This window comes from Flavobacterium piscinae, assembly GCF_004122145.1.
GTDB lineage: Bacteria > Bacteroidota > Bacteroidia > Flavobacteriales > Flavobacteriaceae > Flavobacterium > Flavobacterium piscinae.
In genome coordinates, this window is sequence record NZ_SBKQ01000020.1 from 24,547 (window position 1) to 45,470 (window position 20,924).

The 20,924-nt window shown below is 35.5% G+C and carries 12 protein-coding genes; 4 read left to right on the forward strand and 8 right to left on the reverse strand.

The genetic code is table 11. The features are described 5' to 3' along the window. Window position 1: 1 nt before the first annotated feature. The 5 genes from EQG68_RS14665 to typA all read right to left on the reverse strand — a co-directional run bounded on the left by EQG68_RS14665 (window position 2) and on the right by typA (window position 6,931). Window positions 2-988, reverse strand: a complete 987-nt coding sequence (locus EQG68_RS14665) for an SDR family oxidoreductase (protein WP_129465641.1) — start codon at window positions 986-988, stop codon at window positions 2-4. Further along, the gene (locus EQG68_RS14670; RefSeq protein ID WP_129465642.1) at window positions 988-3,459 is read right to left on the reverse strand and encodes an exopolysaccharide transport family protein; all 2,472 of its coding nucleotides are present in this window, start codon (window positions 3,457-3,459) and stop codon (window positions 988-990) included. The genes EQG68_RS14665 and EQG68_RS14670 overlap by 1 nt, the downstream gene beginning before the upstream one ends. 9 nt (window positions 3,460-3,468) lie before the next feature. Then, the gene (locus EQG68_RS14675) at window positions 3,469-4,257 is read right to left on the reverse strand and encodes a polysaccharide biosynthesis/export family protein (protein ID WP_129465643.1); all 789 of its coding nucleotides are present in this window, start codon (window positions 4,255-4,257) and stop codon (window positions 3,469-3,471) included. Between the two features lie 64 nt (window positions 4,258-4,321). After that, window positions 4,322-4,942: a recombination mediator RecR gene (gene recR, locus EQG68_RS14680; RefSeq protein WP_129465651.1), complete on the reverse strand. Its 621-nt coding sequence runs from the start codon at window positions 4,940-4,942 to the stop codon at window positions 4,322-4,324. Between the two features lie 192 nt (window positions 4,943-5,134). Continuing rightward, on the reverse strand, window positions 5,135-6,931 hold the full coding sequence (gene typA / locus EQG68_RS14685; RefSeq protein ID WP_129465644.1) for a translational GTPase TypA: 1,797 nt from the start codon (window positions 6,929-6,931) through the stop codon (window positions 5,135-5,137). A 274-nt stretch (window positions 6,932-7,205) separates the two neighbouring features. Here typA and dnaX point away from each other — a divergent pair, with 274 nt between their 5' ends. Together dnaX and EQG68_RS15295 are read left to right on the forward strand one after the other, a co-directional pair. Next, a complete protein-coding gene (gene dnaX / locus EQG68_RS14690; RefSeq protein ID WP_129465645.1) occupies window positions 7,206-8,291 on the forward strand; it encodes a DNA polymerase III subunit gamma/tau in 1,086 nt (361 codons plus the stop codon). A gap of 41 nt (window positions 8,292-8,332) precedes the next feature. Beyond that, window positions 8,333-8,929 carry a DNA polymerase III subunit gamma/tau gene (locus tag EQG68_RS15295; protein WP_246011776.1) on the forward strand — a complete coding sequence of 199 codons (597 nt, stop codon included), beginning with the start codon at window positions 8,333-8,335 and terminating at the stop codon, window positions 8,927-8,929. Here the strand turns inward: EQG68_RS15295 and EQG68_RS14700 are convergent. Genes EQG68_RS14700 through EQG68_RS14710 form a run of 3 tightly spaced genes read right to left on the reverse strand, consistent with a single transcriptional unit; the run spans window position 8,926 to window position 12,445 of the window. Continuing rightward, window positions 8,926-9,816 carry a Ppx/GppA phosphatase family protein gene (locus EQG68_RS14700; RefSeq protein ID WP_129465646.1) on the reverse strand — a complete coding sequence of 297 codons (891 nt, stop codon included), beginning with the start codon at window positions 9,814-9,816 and terminating at the stop codon, window positions 8,926-8,928. The genes EQG68_RS15295 and EQG68_RS14700 overlap by 4 nt on opposite strands. Window positions 9,817-9,837: 21 nt before the next feature. Next, entirely contained in the window at window positions 9,838-11,961 is a 2,124-nt protein-coding gene (gene ppk1 / locus EQG68_RS14705; protein WP_129465647.1) for a polyphosphate kinase 1, read from the reverse strand. After that, the gene (locus tag EQG68_RS14710) at window positions 11,954-12,445 is read right to left on the reverse strand and encodes a SixA phosphatase family protein (protein ID WP_129465648.1); all 492 of its coding nucleotides are present in this window, start codon (window positions 12,443-12,445) and stop codon (window positions 11,954-11,956) included. Before EQG68_RS14710 ends, ppk1 begins: the two co-directional genes overlap by 8 nt. 600 nt (window positions 12,446-13,045) lie before the next feature. Here EQG68_RS14710 and EQG68_RS14715 point away from each other — a divergent pair. After that, window positions 13,046-13,588 carry a hypothetical protein gene (locus EQG68_RS14715; RefSeq protein WP_129465649.1) on the forward strand — a complete coding sequence of 181 codons (543 nt, stop codon included), beginning with the start codon at window positions 13,046-13,048 and terminating at the stop codon, window positions 13,586-13,588. A 49-nt stretch (window positions 13,589-13,637) separates the two neighbouring features. Further along, a partial coding sequence (locus EQG68_RS14720) for an HYR-like domain-containing protein (protein WP_449404220.1) occupies window positions 13,638-20,924 on the forward strand: 7,287 nt, incomplete at its 3' end.

The window sequence follows — 20,924 nt, forward strand, 5'->3', positions numbered from 1 at the left end:
TTTATTGTAAGTTATGCCAATACCAATCAACCGCCTCTTTTAGTCCTTCACTAAACGAATAGCGAGGTTGGTAATGGAGTAATCGTTTTGCTTTCTCAACACTCGCTAACGAATGCGGAATATCTCCTGCTCGGTTAGGGCCATAAACAATGTCCACAGAAGCAATTTTTGAATCATAGTGCGTTAAATACTCTTTCAACAATGTCACCATTTGATTCAATGTCGTTCTGTCACCATAAGCAGTGTTGTAAACTGTATTAACAGCCTCCGGATTTTGCGTAAGCATGGCCAATTCATTCATTTGAACAACATTGTCAATATAGGTAAAATCCCTTGAAAAAAGTCCATCCCCATTAATCACCGGACTTTCGTGTTGCATTAATAATTTCACAAACTTAGGAATCACCGCAGCATAAGCACCATCGGGGTCTTGTCGTCTGCCAAACACATTAAAATAACGCAATCCAATCGTTTCCAAACCATAAGTTCTACTGAAAATTTCAGCATACAATTCATTCACGTATTTGGTAATGGCATAAGGCGAAAGCGGTTTACCGATAACCTCCTCTACCTTCGGCAAAGATTCAGAATCCCCATAGGTTGAAGAACTAGCTGCATAAATAAATCGTTTCACTTGTGCATCTCTACTCGCAACCAACATGTTTAAAAAACCGGAAACATTCACCTCATTAGACGTAATCGGATCATGAATAGACCTCGGCACCGAACCCAAAGCAGCTTGATGTAACACATAGTCTACTCCTTCTACCGCCCTTTGACACATTTTCAAATCCCTAATATCTCCCTCAATAAGTTGAAAACCCTGATTTTGTAAAAAAGGCTCAATATTACGTCGATGTCCGGTTGCAAAATTATCCAAACAACGAACTTGATGCCCTTTTTCTAAAAAATACTGACAAAGATTAGAACCAATAAATCCTGCCCCACCGGTTATGAGGATTGTATGTATTTGTTTTAAACTATTCATTATCCTTTTCTAATTGCTTTTTTTAACTTTTGTAAGAAGGTCTTAGGTCGCTCATCTTCACCATAAGCATTGGTATAGTTACCATAAATATAACTGTATCCATACCCATATCCATACCCATATCCATACCCTGTTCCGTATTTAGCTCTATTTTCAAAACCATTGAATACGATACTTACATTTTTTAATTCTTCCCGTTGAACCCTATTATTCAACAAATTAATCATTTCTTTTTTAGTGTAGTTTTGGCGAATAATATAAAGAGTTGCATCTGCATAAGGAGCTAACTCTATTGCATCTGCTACCAATCCTACGGGAGGAGTGTCTAAGATAATATAATCATATCGTTTTTTTAATTCAATCATAAGTTCATCCATTGATTCACCAATTAATAATTCAGATGGATTAGGTGGAACAGGACCGGAAGTGATAACATCCAAATAAGGAATATGTGTTGTTTGAATTACTTCATCCAAGGTCTTCTGACCGATTAAATGATTAACTACCCCAACATCATTTTTAATATTAAAATCATCAAATATTTTTGGCTTTCTCAAATCTAATCCAACAATGATTGTTTTTTTCTCACTCAATGCAAAAACAGTAGCAATATTAATGGAACAAAATGTTTTACCTTCTCCACTTATCGAGGAAGTTAGCATTAAGGTTTTAGAGCCTTCAACTTTTTGTTTTTTGTACATAAATTGTAATGAAGACCGAATAGCTCTGAACGATTCAGAAAGTGATGATTTTTGTTTTTCAAAAACAGTTAAATTAGATTTAGTTTGTTTTATACCAATAATTCCTATAATAGGTATAGTGGTTAATTTACTGATATCTTCTGCATTTAAAATTGTGTTTTCTAAAAAGAAAATAATAAATACGGCTATCAATGGAATAAACAATCCGAGAAAGAATGCTAATACATAATTTACTTTTGTGTTTGGTCCGATTTGACCACCACCGATATCTTTTGCCGGGTCAATAAAGTGTACATCAGCTAAATTAGCCGCTTTAACAATATTTGCTTCGTTACGTTTACTTAAAAAGCTTGTAAAAATTGTATTGTTCAAGTCGTACTTTCTGGATATCTTTAAAATCTCCTGTTCGTCTGCTGGTAATTGACTTATTTCAGCCTCTGCTTGACTTAATTTTGAATTAACTACAGATAAATCATATTCTAAAGATGCTTTAGCAGATTTGATATTTTCTAACAAAACACTTTTTAAGGCCTCCATCTGAACATCAAAATCTTTGAACATTTTTTTGTTTTTAACCAAATAAGGTTTTTGAGCTCTCTCAGTAGACAAATCAATAATCTTAGAAATATTCATAGCAATATTGGGATCATCAACACCGGCCACAGAGGGTGCAGGAAGCTTCGAAAAATCGACGCTATTGACTAAATAATTCCTAAGAGAATTATAGTAAGCAATTTTTCTGTTTATACCGTCTTTTTCAACTTCATAAGTCAAAATTTTTGCTGATATTTGACCTCCTCCTGAATTGATTTGATAGTAGTTCTTATTCTTGGTAAAGTTCTTTAATTCGTTTTCATTGTCTTTTAATTTATCTTCCATTGCCAATAAAGTACTATCAATGAAAGCAATAGTATTGGTAGCGAATTGATTTTTACGGTCTAATTGTGCTTTAATGATTGTTTTCACTGTCTCATTCAAATAAACCACTAATCGATTTTTATTTGTTCCTTCAAGCGATAATTTAATGATTGATTGTGCGTTTTTATCAATGGTTGTTTTGATTCCTCTATAGCGAGTTACAACATCATCGAATTTATTGAATTTAATAAAATACTCTTGACCAACATAATTACCTAAAAACTCATCTTTTAAAAGTCGGATGTTTAAAAAAGGTAAATTAATGTCTTGATTGAAATTATATCGTTTGGTGAATGTTCCGCTATTAATTCCTTTTTTTGATGAGGAATTTGTATTATATGTAAAAACCTCAGCTTGTTCTTCATCAAAAAACACACGTAATTCAAAGGTGTTTTCAGAGATAAAATTTATTCCAATCAAGGTTCTTAACAATTGAGGCTTAGTTTTATCGATTTTTACTTTAAAAGGTACTGCTCCATAAACATCCTTCATATAGTACTTCCCTTTTTTTAAATAATCAAGATAAAAATCTAACTTATCAACTACCACTTCATTGTGAGACCTTGATTTAATGGCAGAAGCTAAACCTTGCACTTGGTCTGAAGTTCCTCCCCAATTAAAAACCAAACTCGTATTGGAAGTGAAAAAAGGGTTGCTTTCTTCTTTAACTGCTATTGTGGTATCAAGTTCATAGATTTTCTCTTTTCGAATATTAACGTTATAAGCAATCAGAAAAGCAACAATCCAACTAATGAAAAACCATTTCCAATAACCGGCCAATTTTATGATAAAGCCTTTTAAATCAAACTTTATTTGGTTTTCAAAAAGTGTAAAATCTTTAGATTCGAGCATTTCTTTAAATTATAAGCGTGATAATAAAATAATAGAGGTAACTAGTGACAAGGCTGTTATAATTGTTGTCATTGTTTGAATACCGGTAGTTCCGGTTCCCCAAGACTTTTGTTTTAATGGATTGATTAAAATAAAATCATTTGGTTGTAAATAGTAATAGGGTGATTCTATTGCTTTCCTATCTAAAAGATTTACGGTATGCATTTCAACGCCATGAGGGTATTGACGAACAATAATAACTTCCTTTCGATCACCCGTAATTAAAATATCACCGGAGTTTGAAATAGCATCCATAATTGTTGCCCTTTCATTATAAATTATATTAGTGCCTGGACTTTTAATTTCTCCATTAATTGTATAACGGATACCGGCTAATTTTACAGTGATAAATAATTCTGCTTCTTCATTAAAATACTCTTCCAGTAAACGCTTTTCAATATTCAGTCTAATTTCCTCTGTTGTTTTTCCTAAAACTGCCACTTCGCCTAAAATGGGTATACGAATATTTCCGTGATCATCCACATTAAAGCCTTCAAAATATATAATTTGTTCATTTACGATATTTCTATTTCCATCTGAAACTTGAAACATCTCGGTTAAAGTTGCGTCTATTGTTTTTATATTAATAACCAATATATCATTACTTTGAATTCGATAAGGCTTTTTGACAAGTTGACTCATTACTAAAGTATCCTTCTGTTCATGGTTACTTTGTAAATACTTTAAATCTTTCGTTGGCACACACGATGATGTTACTAAAACAATAAACATCACTATTACCATCAGGGTTTTATTCATTTTGAAATTTTTAGCCAACAAATATAGTTTTTCCATCAGAATATAAAAACAAGTTTACTGATAATTAATTGCTTTTCATCGTGTTTTCAAACGGAATTCTATTTAAAATACTTCTTCCTAAGGTTATTTCATCAGCATACTCCAATTCATCACCCACCGAAATCCCTCTTGCAATAGTGGAAGTTTTAATTTCATACTGTTGAATTTGTCTGAAAATATAAAAATTGGTCGTGTCTCCTTCCATGGTAGAACTTAACGCAAAGATAACTTCAGCCACCATTCCAGCACTAACTTTTTCAACCAATGTAGCGATGTTTAATTGACTTGGGCCTACGCCATCAATGGGAGAAATCTTTCCGCCAAGCACATGATAAACGCCTTTGAACTGTCCCGTATTTTCAATGGCCATAACATCACGAATATCTTCTACCACACAAATCATTTGATGATTTCTTTTTTCATTTGAGCAAATTTCGCAAAGTTCTACATCAGAAATATTATGACAACTTTTGCAATACTTTACTTCATGACGCATGGTTTGCAACGATTCGGTCAAAAACTGAGTCTGCTCTTTGGGTTGCTTCAACAAATGTAAAACCAAACGAAGTGCTGTACGCTTACCAATTCCCGGTAATTGTGCCATTTCGTTTACTGCTTTTTCCAATAATTTTGAAGAAAATTCCATTGCCACAAAAATACATTTTTCAATCGTAATGCTTTAACATTTTTTTTGAAAGTTTTCAAATAACGCTGGGATACAATAAAAATTTTAGTGAAGTCACGAATTAAAATAATTCTTTAAAAATAGAATTGTTAAAAACACCTTTAACTCTGCTAAATAAATAAAAAAATCCCGCTAAACGGGATTTTTAAAAAATTAAATTTTATATCTTTTTCTGTCGTTTTCATTCAAGTAAATCTTACGCAGACGTAACGATTTTGGTGTTACTTCTACATATTCATCTTTTTGAATGTATTCTAACGCTTCTTCCAAAGAGAATTTTATAGCCGGAATAATTTTTGTTTTATCATCAGCTCCGGCAGAACGGAAGTTAGTCAACTGTTTCGTTTTGGTAATATTAATCGTCATGTCGTCGCCTCTTGAATTTTCACCTACAACCTGACCTTCATAAATATCTTCGTTCGGATCCACAAAGAATTTACCTCTGTCTTGTAATTTATTAATAGAATAAGGAATGGCTTTTCCGTTTTCCATCGAAATCAAAGAACCATTGATTCGACCTGCAATTTCACCTTTATAGGGTTCATACCCGATGAATCGGTGAGCCATAATCGCTTCTCCGGCAGTGGCGGTTAATAATTGGTTTCTCAAACCAATGATTCCGCGTGATGGAATATTAAATTTAATAATCATTCGCTCGCCTTTTCCTTCCATACTCAACATTTCTCCTTTTCTTACGGAAACAAACTCTACTGCTTTTCCGGATACATGTTCCGGTAAATCAATCGTCAATTCCTCAATTGGCTCACATTTTACGCCATCAATTTCTTTGATGATAACTTGTGGTTGACCAATTTGCAACTCATATCCTTCTCTACGCATAGTTTCAATCAATACTGACAAGTGCAATACGCCACGACCAAACACCATGAATTTATCAGCTGAATCTGTATCCGATACTCGAAGGGCTAAGTTTTTCTCTAATTCTTTTGCTAAACGATCTTTTACGTGTCTTGAGGTTACAAATTTTCCTTCTTTCCCAAAAAACGGTGAATCGTTAATGGTAAATAACATACTCATCGTTGGCTCATCAATAGCAATGGTTTGCAAGGCTTCCGGATTTTCAAAATCAGCCACAGTATCACCAATTTCAAAACCTTCAATTCCTACGATCGCACAGATGTCGCCCGCAATTACTTCGGTTACTTTTTTACGTCCAAGACCTTCAAAGGTATGCAATTCTTTTATTCTGGATTTGATGATTTTTCCCTCTCTTTTGACCAAAGAAATAGGCATTCCTTCTTTTAAAACACCTCTTTCTAAACGACCAATCGCAATTCGACCTGTGAAGGAAGAAAAGTCTAAAGAAGTAATTAACATTTGAGGAGTTCCTTCAGAAATTTTAGGGGCTGGAACATGTTGCACCACCATATCTAACAAAGGTTCGATATTGGTTGTTATATTTTTCCAGTCCTCAGACATCCAATTGTTTTTAGCAGAACCATAAACCGTTGGGAAATCCAATTGCCATTCTTCCGCACCTAATTCGAACATCAAGTCGAATACCTTTTCATGCACTTCTTCCGGTGTACAGTTTTCTTTATCTACTTTATTAATCACCACACAAGGTTTCAACCCTAAGTCGATGGCTTTTTGCAATACAAAACGCGTTTGTGGCATTGGTCCTTCAAAAGCATCTACTAACAGGCAAACACCGTCTGCCATATTTAAAACACGTTCCACTTCACCACCAAAATCGGCGTGACCGGGAGTATCAATTATATTGATTTTTGTACCTTTATATACTACAGAAACATTTTTGGAAGTGATAGTGATTCCACGTTCACGTTCCAAGTCATTGTTGTCTAGGATTAAATCACCTGTATTTTCGTTTTCACGAAAAAGCTGACAGTGATACATAATTTTGTCAACCAAAGTGGTTTTACCGTGGTCGACGTGGGCAATAATTGCAATGTTTCTAATTGATTCCATCTGTTATTTTTTCAGGGTGCAAAGGTACACTTTATTTCTACATAAAAAACTTTTGGTTAAAACATTGAGAGATTTAACGTTGGGGTAATAAACGGTTGTCTGTTATCGGTTTTCTGATTCCATTGAAAATGGTCAACTTAATTCAAAAATCAACAAACAAAATTCTCTAATCGTTAATCATTTGACAAATTGTACAATTGACACATCAACTAAATTCCCTCCTCCCCTTGCCAATCGATAATTAAATTTTATATTTGTCATCCAAACTTTTTTGATGGAACAATTTGTAGTATCAGCCCGAAAATACAGACCCCAAACGTTTATTGACGTAGTGGGACAGCAGGCTATTACCAATACTTTACTTAATGCCATCGAAAACAATCATTTAGCTCAGGCTTTGCTTTTTACCGGACCTCGTGGAGTGGGAAAAACGACTTGTGCTAGAATTTTGGCTCGCAAAATTAACCAACCGGGTTATGATGATCCAAATGAGGATTTTGCGTTTAATGTGTTTGAATTGGATGCGGCTTCCAACAATTCGGTGGATGATATTCGGAATTTGATTGACCAAGTTCGCATACCGCCACAAACCGGACAATATAAGGTATATATTATTGATGAGGTGCACATGTTGTCCTCGGCGGCTTTCAATGCGTTTTTGAAAACTTTGGAAGAACCTCCAAAACACGCCATATTTATTTTGGCCACGACCGAAAAGCATAAAATCATTCCAACCATCTTGTCGCGTTGTCAGATTTTTGATTTTAAACGAATTACCGTAAAAGATGCCAAAGAACATTTGGCGTATGTAGCCGAAAATCAAGGTATTCAGTTTGAAGATGATGCGTTGCACATTATTGCTCAAAAAGCGGATGGTGCAATGCGGGATGCGTTATCGATTTTTGACCGAGTAGTTTCGTATTGCGGAAATAATTTGACTCGTCAAGCAGTTACGGAGAATTTGAATGTGTTGGATTATGAATCCTATATAAATGTCACCGACTTACTGCTGGAAAATAAATTGCCGGAGTTGTTGATGGCGTTTAATGATATTTTGGCTCGTGGTTTTGATGCTCATCATTTTATTCAAGGATTGGCTTCGCACTTTAGGGATTTATTGGTTTGTAAAAATCCTTCGACATTAGTGTTATTGGAAGCCGGCGAACAAGCTCAGAAGTTGTTTGGAGAACAAGCAAAAAAATGCAGTCAGGAGTTTTTGTTGAAAGCAATTGAACTGGCAAACGATACGGATTTGAAGTTCAAAGTGAGTCAGAACCAACGTTTGCTCATCGAACTTTGTTTAATGCAAATAGGCTCTATCACTTTTGATGGAGAAAAAAAAAAGTTGACGGCTATATAATTCCACCCTTTCATTTTCTGGGAAAATTAGGTTCTATAGAAGTGGCAACTGCTTCTGTGGAAGTGGTTCCGAATGTGCCGAAAGAAATTGTAAAAGTGGAAACTCCAACTTCTAACCAACAAGTTCAAGAAGAAACTACAAAACCTAAAATTGATATTCCGACTACATCTACCGGCGAACTAAAGGTTTCTGCTTTTTCGTTAGCGAGTATAAAACAGAAAAAAGAACTGGCGGAAGCTCAAAAATTAGCTACCAAAGAGACCATTCAATATCCCACCGAGCCATTTACAGAAACCGACATGTTGCTGCAATGGAATAAATTTGCTGTGAAATTGGAGGAAAAAGGGCAAATGATTATGCACTCGTTAATGCTGATTAACGACCCAAAACTAGACGGAACTAAAATCACCCACGAGTTACCCAATGAAGGAACACGTTTGGAATTTGAACGAACAAAGAACGAAGTCTTGGGTTATTTACGAGGCATGCTTCATAACCACGACATTGAAATTGAGTTGGTAGTGAATGAAAAAATGGAGAACAAACGGGCTTTTACGCCACAAGATAAATTTAATCGGTTGAATGAGATTAATCCAAATTTGGAGTTGTTGCGGAAGACGTTTGATTTGGATGTTTAAATCCTCCCATAATACATCGCCTTTACAATTCCGTCTGAAAGTCCGATTTTAGGTACGTATAGATGGCGGGCTCCACTCCACTTCATGGCATTCAAATAGATTTTGGTGGCAGGAATAATTACGTCGGCACGATCGGGGTTTAAACCTAATTCAGAAATACGTTCGTCATAGGTCATTTTGTTCAACATGGCGTATTGAGCATTCAAACCTAAATATGTTAATGGTTTATCTTGCTGTTTTCCGGTCATTTTGAAAAGTTTGTTGATGTTTCCTCCGGAACCAATCATCGTGATATCTTCAAAAGGAGTGGTGTTTAATTTTATCCATTTTTCGATTTCCACCCAAACTACTTCATTCACCATATTATTCAACATCCGAACGGTACCGTTTTTGAAGGATTTGGAAGCAATGATTTTTCCATTGGAAAACAATGAAAATTCGGTACTTCCACCACCGACATCTACATATAAATAGGTTTTATCAGTAGCAATGTATTCTTTCAAATCGGAAGAAGCAATAATGGCGGCTTCTTTTTTCCCATCAATAATATCAATATGAATGTCGGCTTCGCGTTGAATAATTTCAACAATATCTCTATTGTTGTCAGCTTCACGCATGGCTGAAGTTGCACAGGCTTTGTAGTGTTCTACTTTATGCACTTTCATTAACAATTTGTAGGCTTTCATGGCATCAATCATCCGTTCGATGTTTTCATCCGATATTTCACCGACGGTAAACACATCTTGCCCTAAACGAATTGGCACACGCACCAAGGAACTTTTGTTAAACTGTGCATCTTTTCCTTCTTGTTCCACGATATTAGACACCAACAACCGCATGGCATTGGAACCAATATCGATGGCAGCGTATCTTTTAATTGTAATCATTTATGCTTTTTAATTTGGGGTTTATATTTTTTCTGTAATTACTTCCAATTGGTTGCGGTAGTAATTATAGGTTTCAATTTGGGCTCTATAAACACGGTCGTTTTCATTGCGAACACGGTATTTATTATCTAATTTTTCAGAATGATAACGTGCTTTTACATTTCCTTTCCAACCCACATCAAAACTTTCGATGAGTTCAAATTTAATATTTTCGTCATAAATCGGACAAGTAACTTCCACTCGTGCATCGATGTTTCGGGTCATAAAATCAGCAGAGGAAATAAAAACTTCCGGTTTACCATGATTCCCAAATATAAAAATTCGGGAATGTTCCAGAAAATTATCTACGATGCTGATGGCTTCAATATTTTCGCTCATCCCTTTCACACCCGGAATCAAACAACAAATGCCTCGAACAATCAATTGAATTTTCACTCCTGCTCGACTGGCATCATATAATTTATCAATCATTCGGACATCAGATAAACTATTCATCTTCAATTTGATATATGTTTCTTTCCCGGATAGAGCATGCATAATTTCTCGATCAATGAGTTTATACATTTTATTTCGAGTATAATGTGGCGAAACAACCAAATGCTTATAGCGATGCACACGGTAATTGACTTCAAAGAAATCGAAGACTTTGTCGGCATCTTTTAAAATCTGTTGATGGCTCGTAAACAATGTCACATCGGTATACACTTTAGCAGTAGATTCGTTAAAATTTCCGGTAGAAATGAAACCGTATCGTTTTATTTTTTTATCCTCAAATCGATCGATGACACAGATTTTGCTGTGTACTTTTAATCCTTTCACACCAAAAATCAAATTAATTCCCTCTGTTTGCATTTGTTCAGCATAAGAAATATTGCTTGCCTCATCAAAACGAGCTTGTAATTCAATTTGAACGGTTACTTTTTTTCCGTTTTTAGCGGCATTTATCAACGAACTAATGATTTGTGAATTCTTAGCCAAACGATAAAGTGTGATTTTAATACTGATGACTTTTGGGTCAAGAGCGGCTTCACGTAGAAATTTGATTAAATAAGAAAAAGATTGATAGGGAGCATTGACTAAATAATCTTTTTCACTTATCTTTTTGATGATGCTACCTTCCAAAGCTAAACCATCAACAGGTAATGGCGTTTTAGGTTGGTATAATAAATCGTATCGTCCTAAATTAGGAAAATCCATATAATCACGACGGTTGTGGTATCTTCCTCCGGGTATAATGCTATCGGTAGAATCGATGTTCATTTTTTCTAAGAAAAACTTCAACGTATCTTTATCAATTGACTGATCGTAAACAAATCGAACGGGTTCTCCTATTCTTCTATCGCGAACACTTTCGGAAATTTTTTCGGCAAAACTTTTGCTGATGTCACTGTCAATTTCCAACTGAGCATCACGGGTTATTTTGATCATGTGTGCAGAAATACTTTCATATTCAAAAATATTGAAAATACTTTGCAGGTTATATCGAATCACATCATCTAAAAGAATTATAAATTGTTTTTCACCATTAGAAGGCAAAACTACAAATCGATTGATTGTTTTTGGAATTTCAATCACTGCATAACGAATGTCTTTTTTATTTTTTTTAAACCCTAAAAAAGATGATTTTTCAACTGTTTCGTTTTTCATGACAAGTTTTACGGCTAAATAACCGGATGTATCTTTAAGAAGCGGAAATTCTGCCAAATCATTTAAGATGATGGTGACTAAAGCCGGGCTAACCTTTTGAATAAAAAAATCATGAATATAATTTTCCTGTTCTTTTGAAATTTCTTTTTCATTGATAATGAAAACGCCTTCTTTTTCGAGTTCTTTTTCAATGATATTAAGAATTCGCAAACTTTCTGATTGCTGTTTGATGACAATGTCGGTAATGTCTTTGAGTAATTGTTGAGAGGTGATTCCACCCAAAACTTTTTCTCCGGTTTGTCCGGAAAGACTTAGTCGTCTTATGGCAGCAAAACGCACACGGAAAAACTCATCTAAATTATTGGAAAAAATGCCTAAAAATCGTAATCTATCTAATAATGGAACCGTTGGGTCAGCGGCTTCTTGAAGCACTCTTGCATTAAAACATAACCAACTTTTCTCTCTGTCAACATAACGGTATTCAATCGCTTTAATCATCTTTTAAATCTCTTGGAAAAAGTACTTTATTGATTTTGCCTTTACGGATAGTTGACCAACTGTCTACATCAAATGAAAGGGATACAAATCCGGCAGTAGGCACATTATCAATAAAAACATCTCCAAATTTATTAACAAATTCTGTGATTGCCTCATTATGTCCGAAAAGAATAACATTTTCATAACTATTATCGCATGATTTAATTATTTTTTCAAGTTTAGCACTATCAAAAGTATACAACTCATCTTTAAAAACAATACTTTCTAATGGCCACATTTGAATTTGGGCAAAAATCACTGCTGTTTCTGATGCTCTCTTAGCAGTGCTACTCCAAATTAAATTCGCCTTTGGGATAAAATTTGAAATGTTTTTTGCAACCAAATGAGCATCGCGAACACCTCTTTGGGCGAGCACTCTGTCTTTATCCTGAACCGGTGCGTCCCAACTGGATTTTGCATGCCTGATTAATATTAAATTTTTCATTGAAAAAGAATTGTTTGCAACTAATTAAATATAAGTACAATTTAAGATTATTTTTTTAATAAATGTACCTTATTAATATAAAAATTCATAATTCATTGTGGTAAATATTGATTAAAACAAAAAACAAAACTTTTTAGAATGACAAAATGAAAATTTTTAAATCTTAACCCAACAAAATATTCCATGTCAACTTATCAACAAGGCTTGTTAATAAGTATTTATTTATGTATTTTCTTACTGATATTTCATTTTAACGCCTTTTATCGGCATTTTTATGCATTTTATCGATAAAATATTTTTTTTTATCGAAACAACTTTATACATTCGACAAGAATTTAAGAATAAATTAACGCAGAAACATGTATAAATATAAGAAAAAAGAGTGGTTATTCATCGACAAAAAACTCCACAAACAGCATTTTAAGTGCTACTTATCGAGTTTTTTGGTTAGTTACAGAAGAAATGTACAAAAAAATCATATTGTATATAGTTTAGCCATCCGATAAATGTGTAAACTGTATAAGTCTATTAAAATTTATCCGCCCAAATCAACTAATTTATTAATTATGAAAAAAAACTTAACCCAAAATGTCAAAAATCATGAATTCAAAATTTAAATTTAAAATTATGGGAAATCAAGCTACGACAAAGCGAAATAACGCTTTTGGACTGTTTGTTCTAATGCTATTGGTGCTTCCCTTTTTAGGTTTTTCACAAGACTTCAAATTGATTGAAGTAAATGAATACCTTAAAAGAGAGCCCAAAAAGGAAACTACTAGCCTTGCTGGTACAATTTCTGTCAAATCATTGATAAAAGATCTACACCCTTCGATCTATGTAAACAATGGTGCAGTAAACACTTATGGAAAACCTGCCAAAGTGTTATTTGTAGACACACCATCTATTTCAAAACTTAGAGATTTGAACTTAGAAATGAGTCAAGTAGAACTTGTCACTGTAAAAATCAACAAAAAGGAAGATCTTTCAACTCCTGTTGATTTATCATTTTTTTCAAATTATCCTTCACTTAGAGTAATTCTAATCAAAGTAAGTTTTGATTGTTCAGTGGATATGCTCAATAATTTGATCAAAAACAATAAGACTAATTTCACAGTATTATATACAGTTGAAAAGCCTTCCTAAAAATATTTCTGTTCAGAAATTAATTTGTTAAAGAAATAACATGAATAATATGTACTCAAATTTCAAACTAAACCTAAAATCAAATTATCTTTTAATACTCTTAATGGTGTTAATAGGTAATTCATTTTATGTAAATGCTCAGGTGAGAGTTCCTTTTACACAAAGGACTTCTGTTTATACACCTCAAAAGACCATTTACAACGTGAAAGGTGATTTTACCATGATAGGTAATTCTAACTTAACACTTGTAGATTACGCTGATGATGGCTCAAATGCCAACAATATGCGTTATATTGATATGGATGGTGATCCTTCAACTTGGAACTCATCGTCATCAACATTGTCTCTTTCAACCGAGAATGGTGCAAATCCTGCTTGTTCAAATATAGTTTATGCCGGATTATATTGGACAGGAAGAGCATCCGATGCATCTACTAGTCCAACAGAATTTACTGCGGTTAGAACAGAACAAATCGGTACACAACCTATCAATCAAAATTCAACAATTGGTGATAATGATGCTATATCAAATACTAGCTATTCATTAAACATCACTCGTCAAGGAAACACTAATGCACGTTATGTGCGTTATACATTCTCTGGAGATGGCGCTACTGTAGATTTTGAATTTCAAAACTCAACACCATATATTAGATATCGTATTAATGGCGGTGCTTGGACAAATGCTACAAATCAATCAGTTTCCAATTCTGGTAATAATAGAACGGTAACATTTGACGCAGTCACTTTAACAACTGAAAATGATGTTACATTAACTGTAAACTCATTAACTCGTGATTCGAGACAAAACTTATCAACTGGTGATTATGAAGATTCATCTTTTGCTTCAATAAATGTTTCCGGATCAATTCCTGTTTTCGGAACTGTATCGAAAACTTTTGATAAACGAAAAGTTTCTATCAAAGGTCCAAATTCTTCTGCTTACACTGTTTTAACTGCTCAAGCAGATGATATTTATTATCCAGACAGTAGCGATGGTTTTATGTATTCCGCTTATATAGAAGTAACAGACTATGTTAGAACTAATGGATTAGGGGCTTATCAAGTAGCCGACATTGCCTTAGTTGAAGGTAATGGTGGTGGTACTGGTTATTATGGCGGATGGGGAATGGTCGTTGTTTATGAAAATGATAAAATGAAATGGAGAGATGTAACCATCTTTGACGGTCATTCATATGTTGCCGGTAGTGTTACTGCAGATTTTGAAATTCCGGTTTCTGGATTTAATACAGTTCAAGCAGGACCTGTTAATATGAAATTAGGGATGATTGCCGGAGAAGGTGATCGTGCAATTTCAGGAGATTACTTTCAAATCAGAAATCATCCGGATACAAACTGGGTTACGCTAAATCACGGTGCAAATGACACTAATAACTTCTTTAATTCTTCCATTTTTACTGGTGGTAATACCAGAGTACCTGAATTATTAAATAACACCGGATTAGACATTAGTATGTTTGATATTCCTAATACAAATAATAGTGTTATTACAAACAATCAAACCTCTACCCGTTTTAGATATGGTTCTACGCGTGATACATATGTTATTTTTAACATTACAATGTCTGTTGATGCCTATATCCCTGAAATTGAAGGTTTGTTATCTGTTCAAAATATTGGTGGTGTCCCTGTAACATCAGGCGGACCATACAATGCACAGCCTGGACAAGAAGTAGAATTTGGTGTAGATATTAAAAACCTTGGAACTGAAGCGGTAAATAATTACAGATTGGTAATTCCAATTCCATTTACCTCAACGTTTGTTCCAGGTAGTTTGAATAGTTCTATATTTTTTACTCCAAACCCAACTCCTAACAATCTGTTTTTTGATCCAAATTTAGGAGCTACTGGTTCTATTGTTTGGGATTTTGGTACCTTACCTTTACCTGCTGATCCACAAACATTGTTAGCTTCACTTAGATTCAAATTAAGAGCAACCGACAATTGTGCTATACTCTCTAATCCAAATTGTTCTAACAATATTTTAGTGAATGGTCTTACCAACGGAACTGGTGCAGTAACCGGAATCCCTTTTAAAGACAGACCATTAATTTTAGGATATAATAACTCTGGAAATTGTCAAGGAGAACCTATTTATCAACCTATTACTGTAAATATTGTTGCCGGAAACTATGTAGCTCAAAATTGTTCGAATGTTCCTTTAGTACAAAACTTTTACTATTGTAACGGTGAAACAAATGTTACTGCAACCGAATTAGCTTCGGCATTCCCTCCGGGATCATTGTTTTACGCTGCTTATCCAGTTCAACAAGGTGCAAATCCAATTACAAATTTCCCAGTTAGTGCCGGAAATACTGCTACCTATTTTGCAGTTCCATTTAATGCAGATGGTTGTTATTTTGAATTTACAATTTCAGCTTGTCAACCTATCGATGCTGTGGATGACAATGCTGGACCAATCAATGGTACTTCAGGTCAAAACGGCGTGGTGAATGTATTTGATAACGATACTTTAAATGGTAATCCTGTTAATCCGGCTGATGTAACTTTAACTTTAGTTACACCTGATCCAACCGGTGCTCTTACTCTTAACCCTGACGGTTCTGTGGATGTTGCAGTTGGTACTCCTGCCGGAACTTACACGTTAACTTACCAAATTTGTGAAAACTTAAATCCGGGTAATTGTGATACGGCTGTTGTAACTATTACAGTGAGTGCTCCGGTTATCGATGCTGTGGATGACAATGCAGGACCAATCAATGGTACTTCAGGTCAAAACGGCGTGGTGAATGTATTTGATAACGATACTTTAAATGGTAATCCTGTTAACCCGGCTGATGTAACTTTAACTTTAGTTACACCTGATCCAACCGGTGCTCTTACACTTAACCCTGACGGTTCTGTGGATGTAGCAGTTGGTACTCCTGCCGGAACTTACACGTTAACTTACCAAATCTGTGAAAACTTAAATCCGGGTAACTGTGATACAGCTGTTGTTACTATTACAGTGAGTGCTCCGGTTATCGATGCTGTGGATGACAATGCAGGGCCAATCAATGGTACTTCAGGTCAAAACGGTGTAGTGAATGTATTTGATAACGATACTTTAAATGGTAATCCTGTTAATCCGGCTGATGTAACTTTAACTTTAGTTACACCTGATCCAACCGGTGCTCTTACACTTAACCCCGACGGTTCTGTGGATGTTGCAGTTGGTACTCCTGCCGGAACTTATACCTTAACTTACCAAATTTGTGAAAACTTAAATCCGGGTAATTGTGATACAGCTGTTGTAACTATTACAGTGAGTGCTCCGGTTATCGATGCTGTGGATGACAATGCAGGACCAATCAATGGTACTTCAGGTCAAAACGGTGTAGTGAATGTATTTGATAACGATACTTTAAATGGTAATCCTGTTAATCCGGCTGATGTAACTTTAACTTTAGTTACACCTGATCCAACCGGTGCTCTTACACTTAACCCCGACGGTTCTGTGGATGTTGCAGTTGGTACTCCTGCCGGAACTTATACCTTAACTTACCAAATTTGTGAAAACTTAAATCCGGATAATTGTGATACAGCTGTTGTAACTATTACAGTGAGTGCTCCGGTTATCGATGCTGTGGATGACAACCAAGGTCCTGTAAATGGAGCTAGTGGTCAAACAGCTGTAGTGAATGTATTTGATAACGATACTTTAAATGGTAATCCTGTTAATCCGGCTGATGTAACTTTAACTTTAGTTACACCTGATCCAACCGGTGCTTTAACATTAAATCCTGATGGTACTGTTGATGTAGCCGCTGGTACTCCTGCCGGAACTTATACCTTAACTTACCAAATCTGTGAAAACTTAAATCCGGGTAACTGTGATACAGCTGTTGTTACAATTGTAGTTAGTCAAGCATCAATTATCGCTCAAAATGATAATTACAATGCTATTGAATGTATTACTGATAGTATTATTGGAAATGTTCTTAATAACGATTCAGTAAATAATAGTCAAGCCTCGACTTCGAATGTAAACTTTAGTATCATTTCAGGTAATTATCCTAATATTTCAATTGATACGGAAGGTAATATAACTGTTTCATCGGGTATTCAAGCCGGTCAATATACTTTTGAATATACCATTTGCGAAATCATTAATCCTACTAATTGTAGTTCAGCTATCATTACAGTGAATGTGATTGACAATACTGTTCCTGTAATCAGCTTACTTCCTGGAGAATCTACAATTAATTGTCCAAATACTCCTGAGTTTACTCAGCCTACCGCTACAGATGCATGTGGTGATGTTACTTTAACATTTAACGATGTTATAACTAACGGTAATTGTACAGGTAATTATTCAATTACGAGAACTTGGACTGCCACTGATTTATCAGGTAATATTACAACAGCAAGTCAAACTATTAATGTGATAGATACAACGGCACCTGTTTTTGTTGAAGTTCTTCCAACTGATAATACTGTTGACTGCAGTCAAATTCCTGCCCCTGCAGTACTTACAGCTATAGATGAATGTAGTTCTGCTAACGTAGTATTTAACGAAGTAATTGAACAAGGAAACTGTGCAAATCAATATTCTTTAATAAGAACTTGGGTAGCTACAGACGATTGTGGTAATTCCGTTACTCATGTTCAAACAATCTCTGTTGAGGATAATGTTGCTCCAACTTTTGTTGAAGAACTTCCTAATGATTTTGATGTTACTATTGAATGTAGCCAAATACCAATGGCGGTTACTTTAACTGCTACAGATAATTGTGGTAGTGCTACAGTAACTTATAATGAGTCAATTCAACAAGGAAATTGTACGAATGCATACATAATTACAAGAACTTGGACAGCAACGGATGTATGTAATAACACTCGAACCCACGTTCAAACAATAAATGTAAATGACACAACTGCTCCTACTTTTGTAGAAGAGCTTCCTGCTGATGTAACCGTTGAATGTACTGCTGTTCCAACTGCAGCTACTTTAACTGCTACAGATAATTGTGGTGATGCAACTGTTAGCTTCACTGAGTCAACTGAGCAAGGTCAATGTGCTAATGCTTTCGTTGTAACTAGAACTTGGACAGCTACGGATGCTTGTAATAACCAAACGGTTCATACACAAATCATCACTGTTCAAGATACAACCGCTCCTACTTTTGTAGAAGAGCTTCCTGCTGATGTAACCGTTGAATGTACTGCTGTTCCAACTGTTGCTACTTTAACTGCTACAGATAATTGTGGTGATGCAACTGTTGCATTCAATGAATCAACCGAGCAAGGTCAATGTGCTAACGCTTATGTTGTGACCAGAACTTGGACGGCAACAGATGAGTGTGGAAATGAAACAACGCACACACAAATCATCACTGTTCAAGATACTACGGCTCCTGCTTTTGTAGAAGAGCTTCCAGCTAACGTAACCGTTGAATGTAGTGCTGTACCAACAGCTGCTACTTTAACTGCTACAGATAATTGTGGTGAGGCAACTGTTGCCTTCACCGAATCAACCGAGCAAGGTCAATGTGCTAACGCTTTTGTTGTGACTAGAACTTGGACGGCAACAGATGAGTGTGGAAATGAAACAACACACATACAAATTATCACTGTTCAAGATACTGTTTCTCCTGAAATCACTACTCAAGCATCAAGTATTGTTGTTGAATGTGATGGATCTGGAAACCAAGGAGCTGTTGAGGCTTGGTTAGCATCCAATGGTGGTGCTACTGCAACTGACAACTGTTCTGATGTTACTTGGACAAATGATTTCAATGCTTTATCAAACGATTGTTCTACAGCTATAACTGTGATTTTCACTGCAACTGATGCATGTGGAAATACCGCTACTACTTCAGCTACTTTTGCTGTACAAGATAGTACTGCTCCTGTGGCTCCGGAAGCTCCTGCTGCTGTAACTGTAGCCTGTGCTTCTGAAGTTCCGGCAACCATTTCATTAACCGCTACGGATAATTGTGCCGGTGAAATCACTGTGGAAGGTGTTGATACAACTGTGGCTGGTGATTGTCCGAACTCGTTCGTAATCACTAGAACTTGGTTGTTTGTAGATGCTTGTAGTAACGAAACTTCTATTTCGCAAACAATTACTGTAAACGATACTGTTGTTCCTGCGTTCGTAGAAGAGCTTCCTGCTAGTTTAACAGTAGAGTGTGATGCTGTTCCAACGGCTGCTACTTTAACTGCTACAGATAATTGTGGTGAGGCAACTGTTGCCTTCACCGAATCAACTGAGCAAGGGCAATGTGCTAACACTTTTGTTGTGACCAGAACTTGGAAGGCAACAGATGAGTGTGGAAATGAAACAACACACACACAAATTATCACTGTTCAAGATACAACTGCTCCTGCTTTTGTAGAAGAGCTTCCTGCTAATGTAACTGTTGAATGTAGTGCTGTTCCAACTGCTGCTATTTTAACTGCAACAGACAATTGTGGTGATGCAATTGTTACCTTTACTGAATCAACTGAGCAAGGTCAATGTGCTAACGCTTATGTTGTGACCAGAACTTGGACGGCAACAGATGAGTGTGGAAATGAAACAACACACACACAAATTATCACTGTTCAAGATACAACTGCTCCTGCTTTTGTAGAAGAGCTTCCTGCTAATGTAAGCGTTGAATGTAGTGCTGTTCCAACTGCTGCTACTTTAACTGCTACAGACAATTGTGGTGATGCAATTGTTACCTTTACTGAATCAACTGAGCAAGGTCAATGTGCTAACGCTTATGTTGTGACCAGAACTTGGACGGCAACAGATGCTTGTAACAACCAAACAGTTCATACTCAAATTATAACTGTAGAGGATACTATAGCTCCAATATTTAATGAAGATATTCCTTCAGAAATAACAGTTTCATGTGACAACATTCCTCAACCAGAGGTATTGACTGCAACAGATAATTGTGGTGAAGTAAATGTTGTTTATTTTGAAGTAATTAGTGAAGGAAATTGTCCAAATAACTATTTAATTACAAGAGCTTGGACAGCAACGGATCTGTGTGGTAACACTTCACTTAAAAAACAATTTGTTAATGTTCAAGATATTACTGCTCCGATTTTTGTAGAAGAATTACCAAGTGATGTAACTGTAGAATGTGATGCTGTACCAACGGCTGCTACACTTTCTGCTACTGACAACTGTAGTGAGGCAAGTGTTACCTTTGTTGAGTCTACTCAACAAGGTCAATGTGCTAACGCTTTTGTTGTGACCAGAACTTGGACGGCAACAGATGAGTGTGGAAATGAAACAACACACACACAAATTATCACTGTTCAAGATACTGTTTCCCCTGAAATCACTACTCAAGCAGCTAGTATTGTTGTAGAA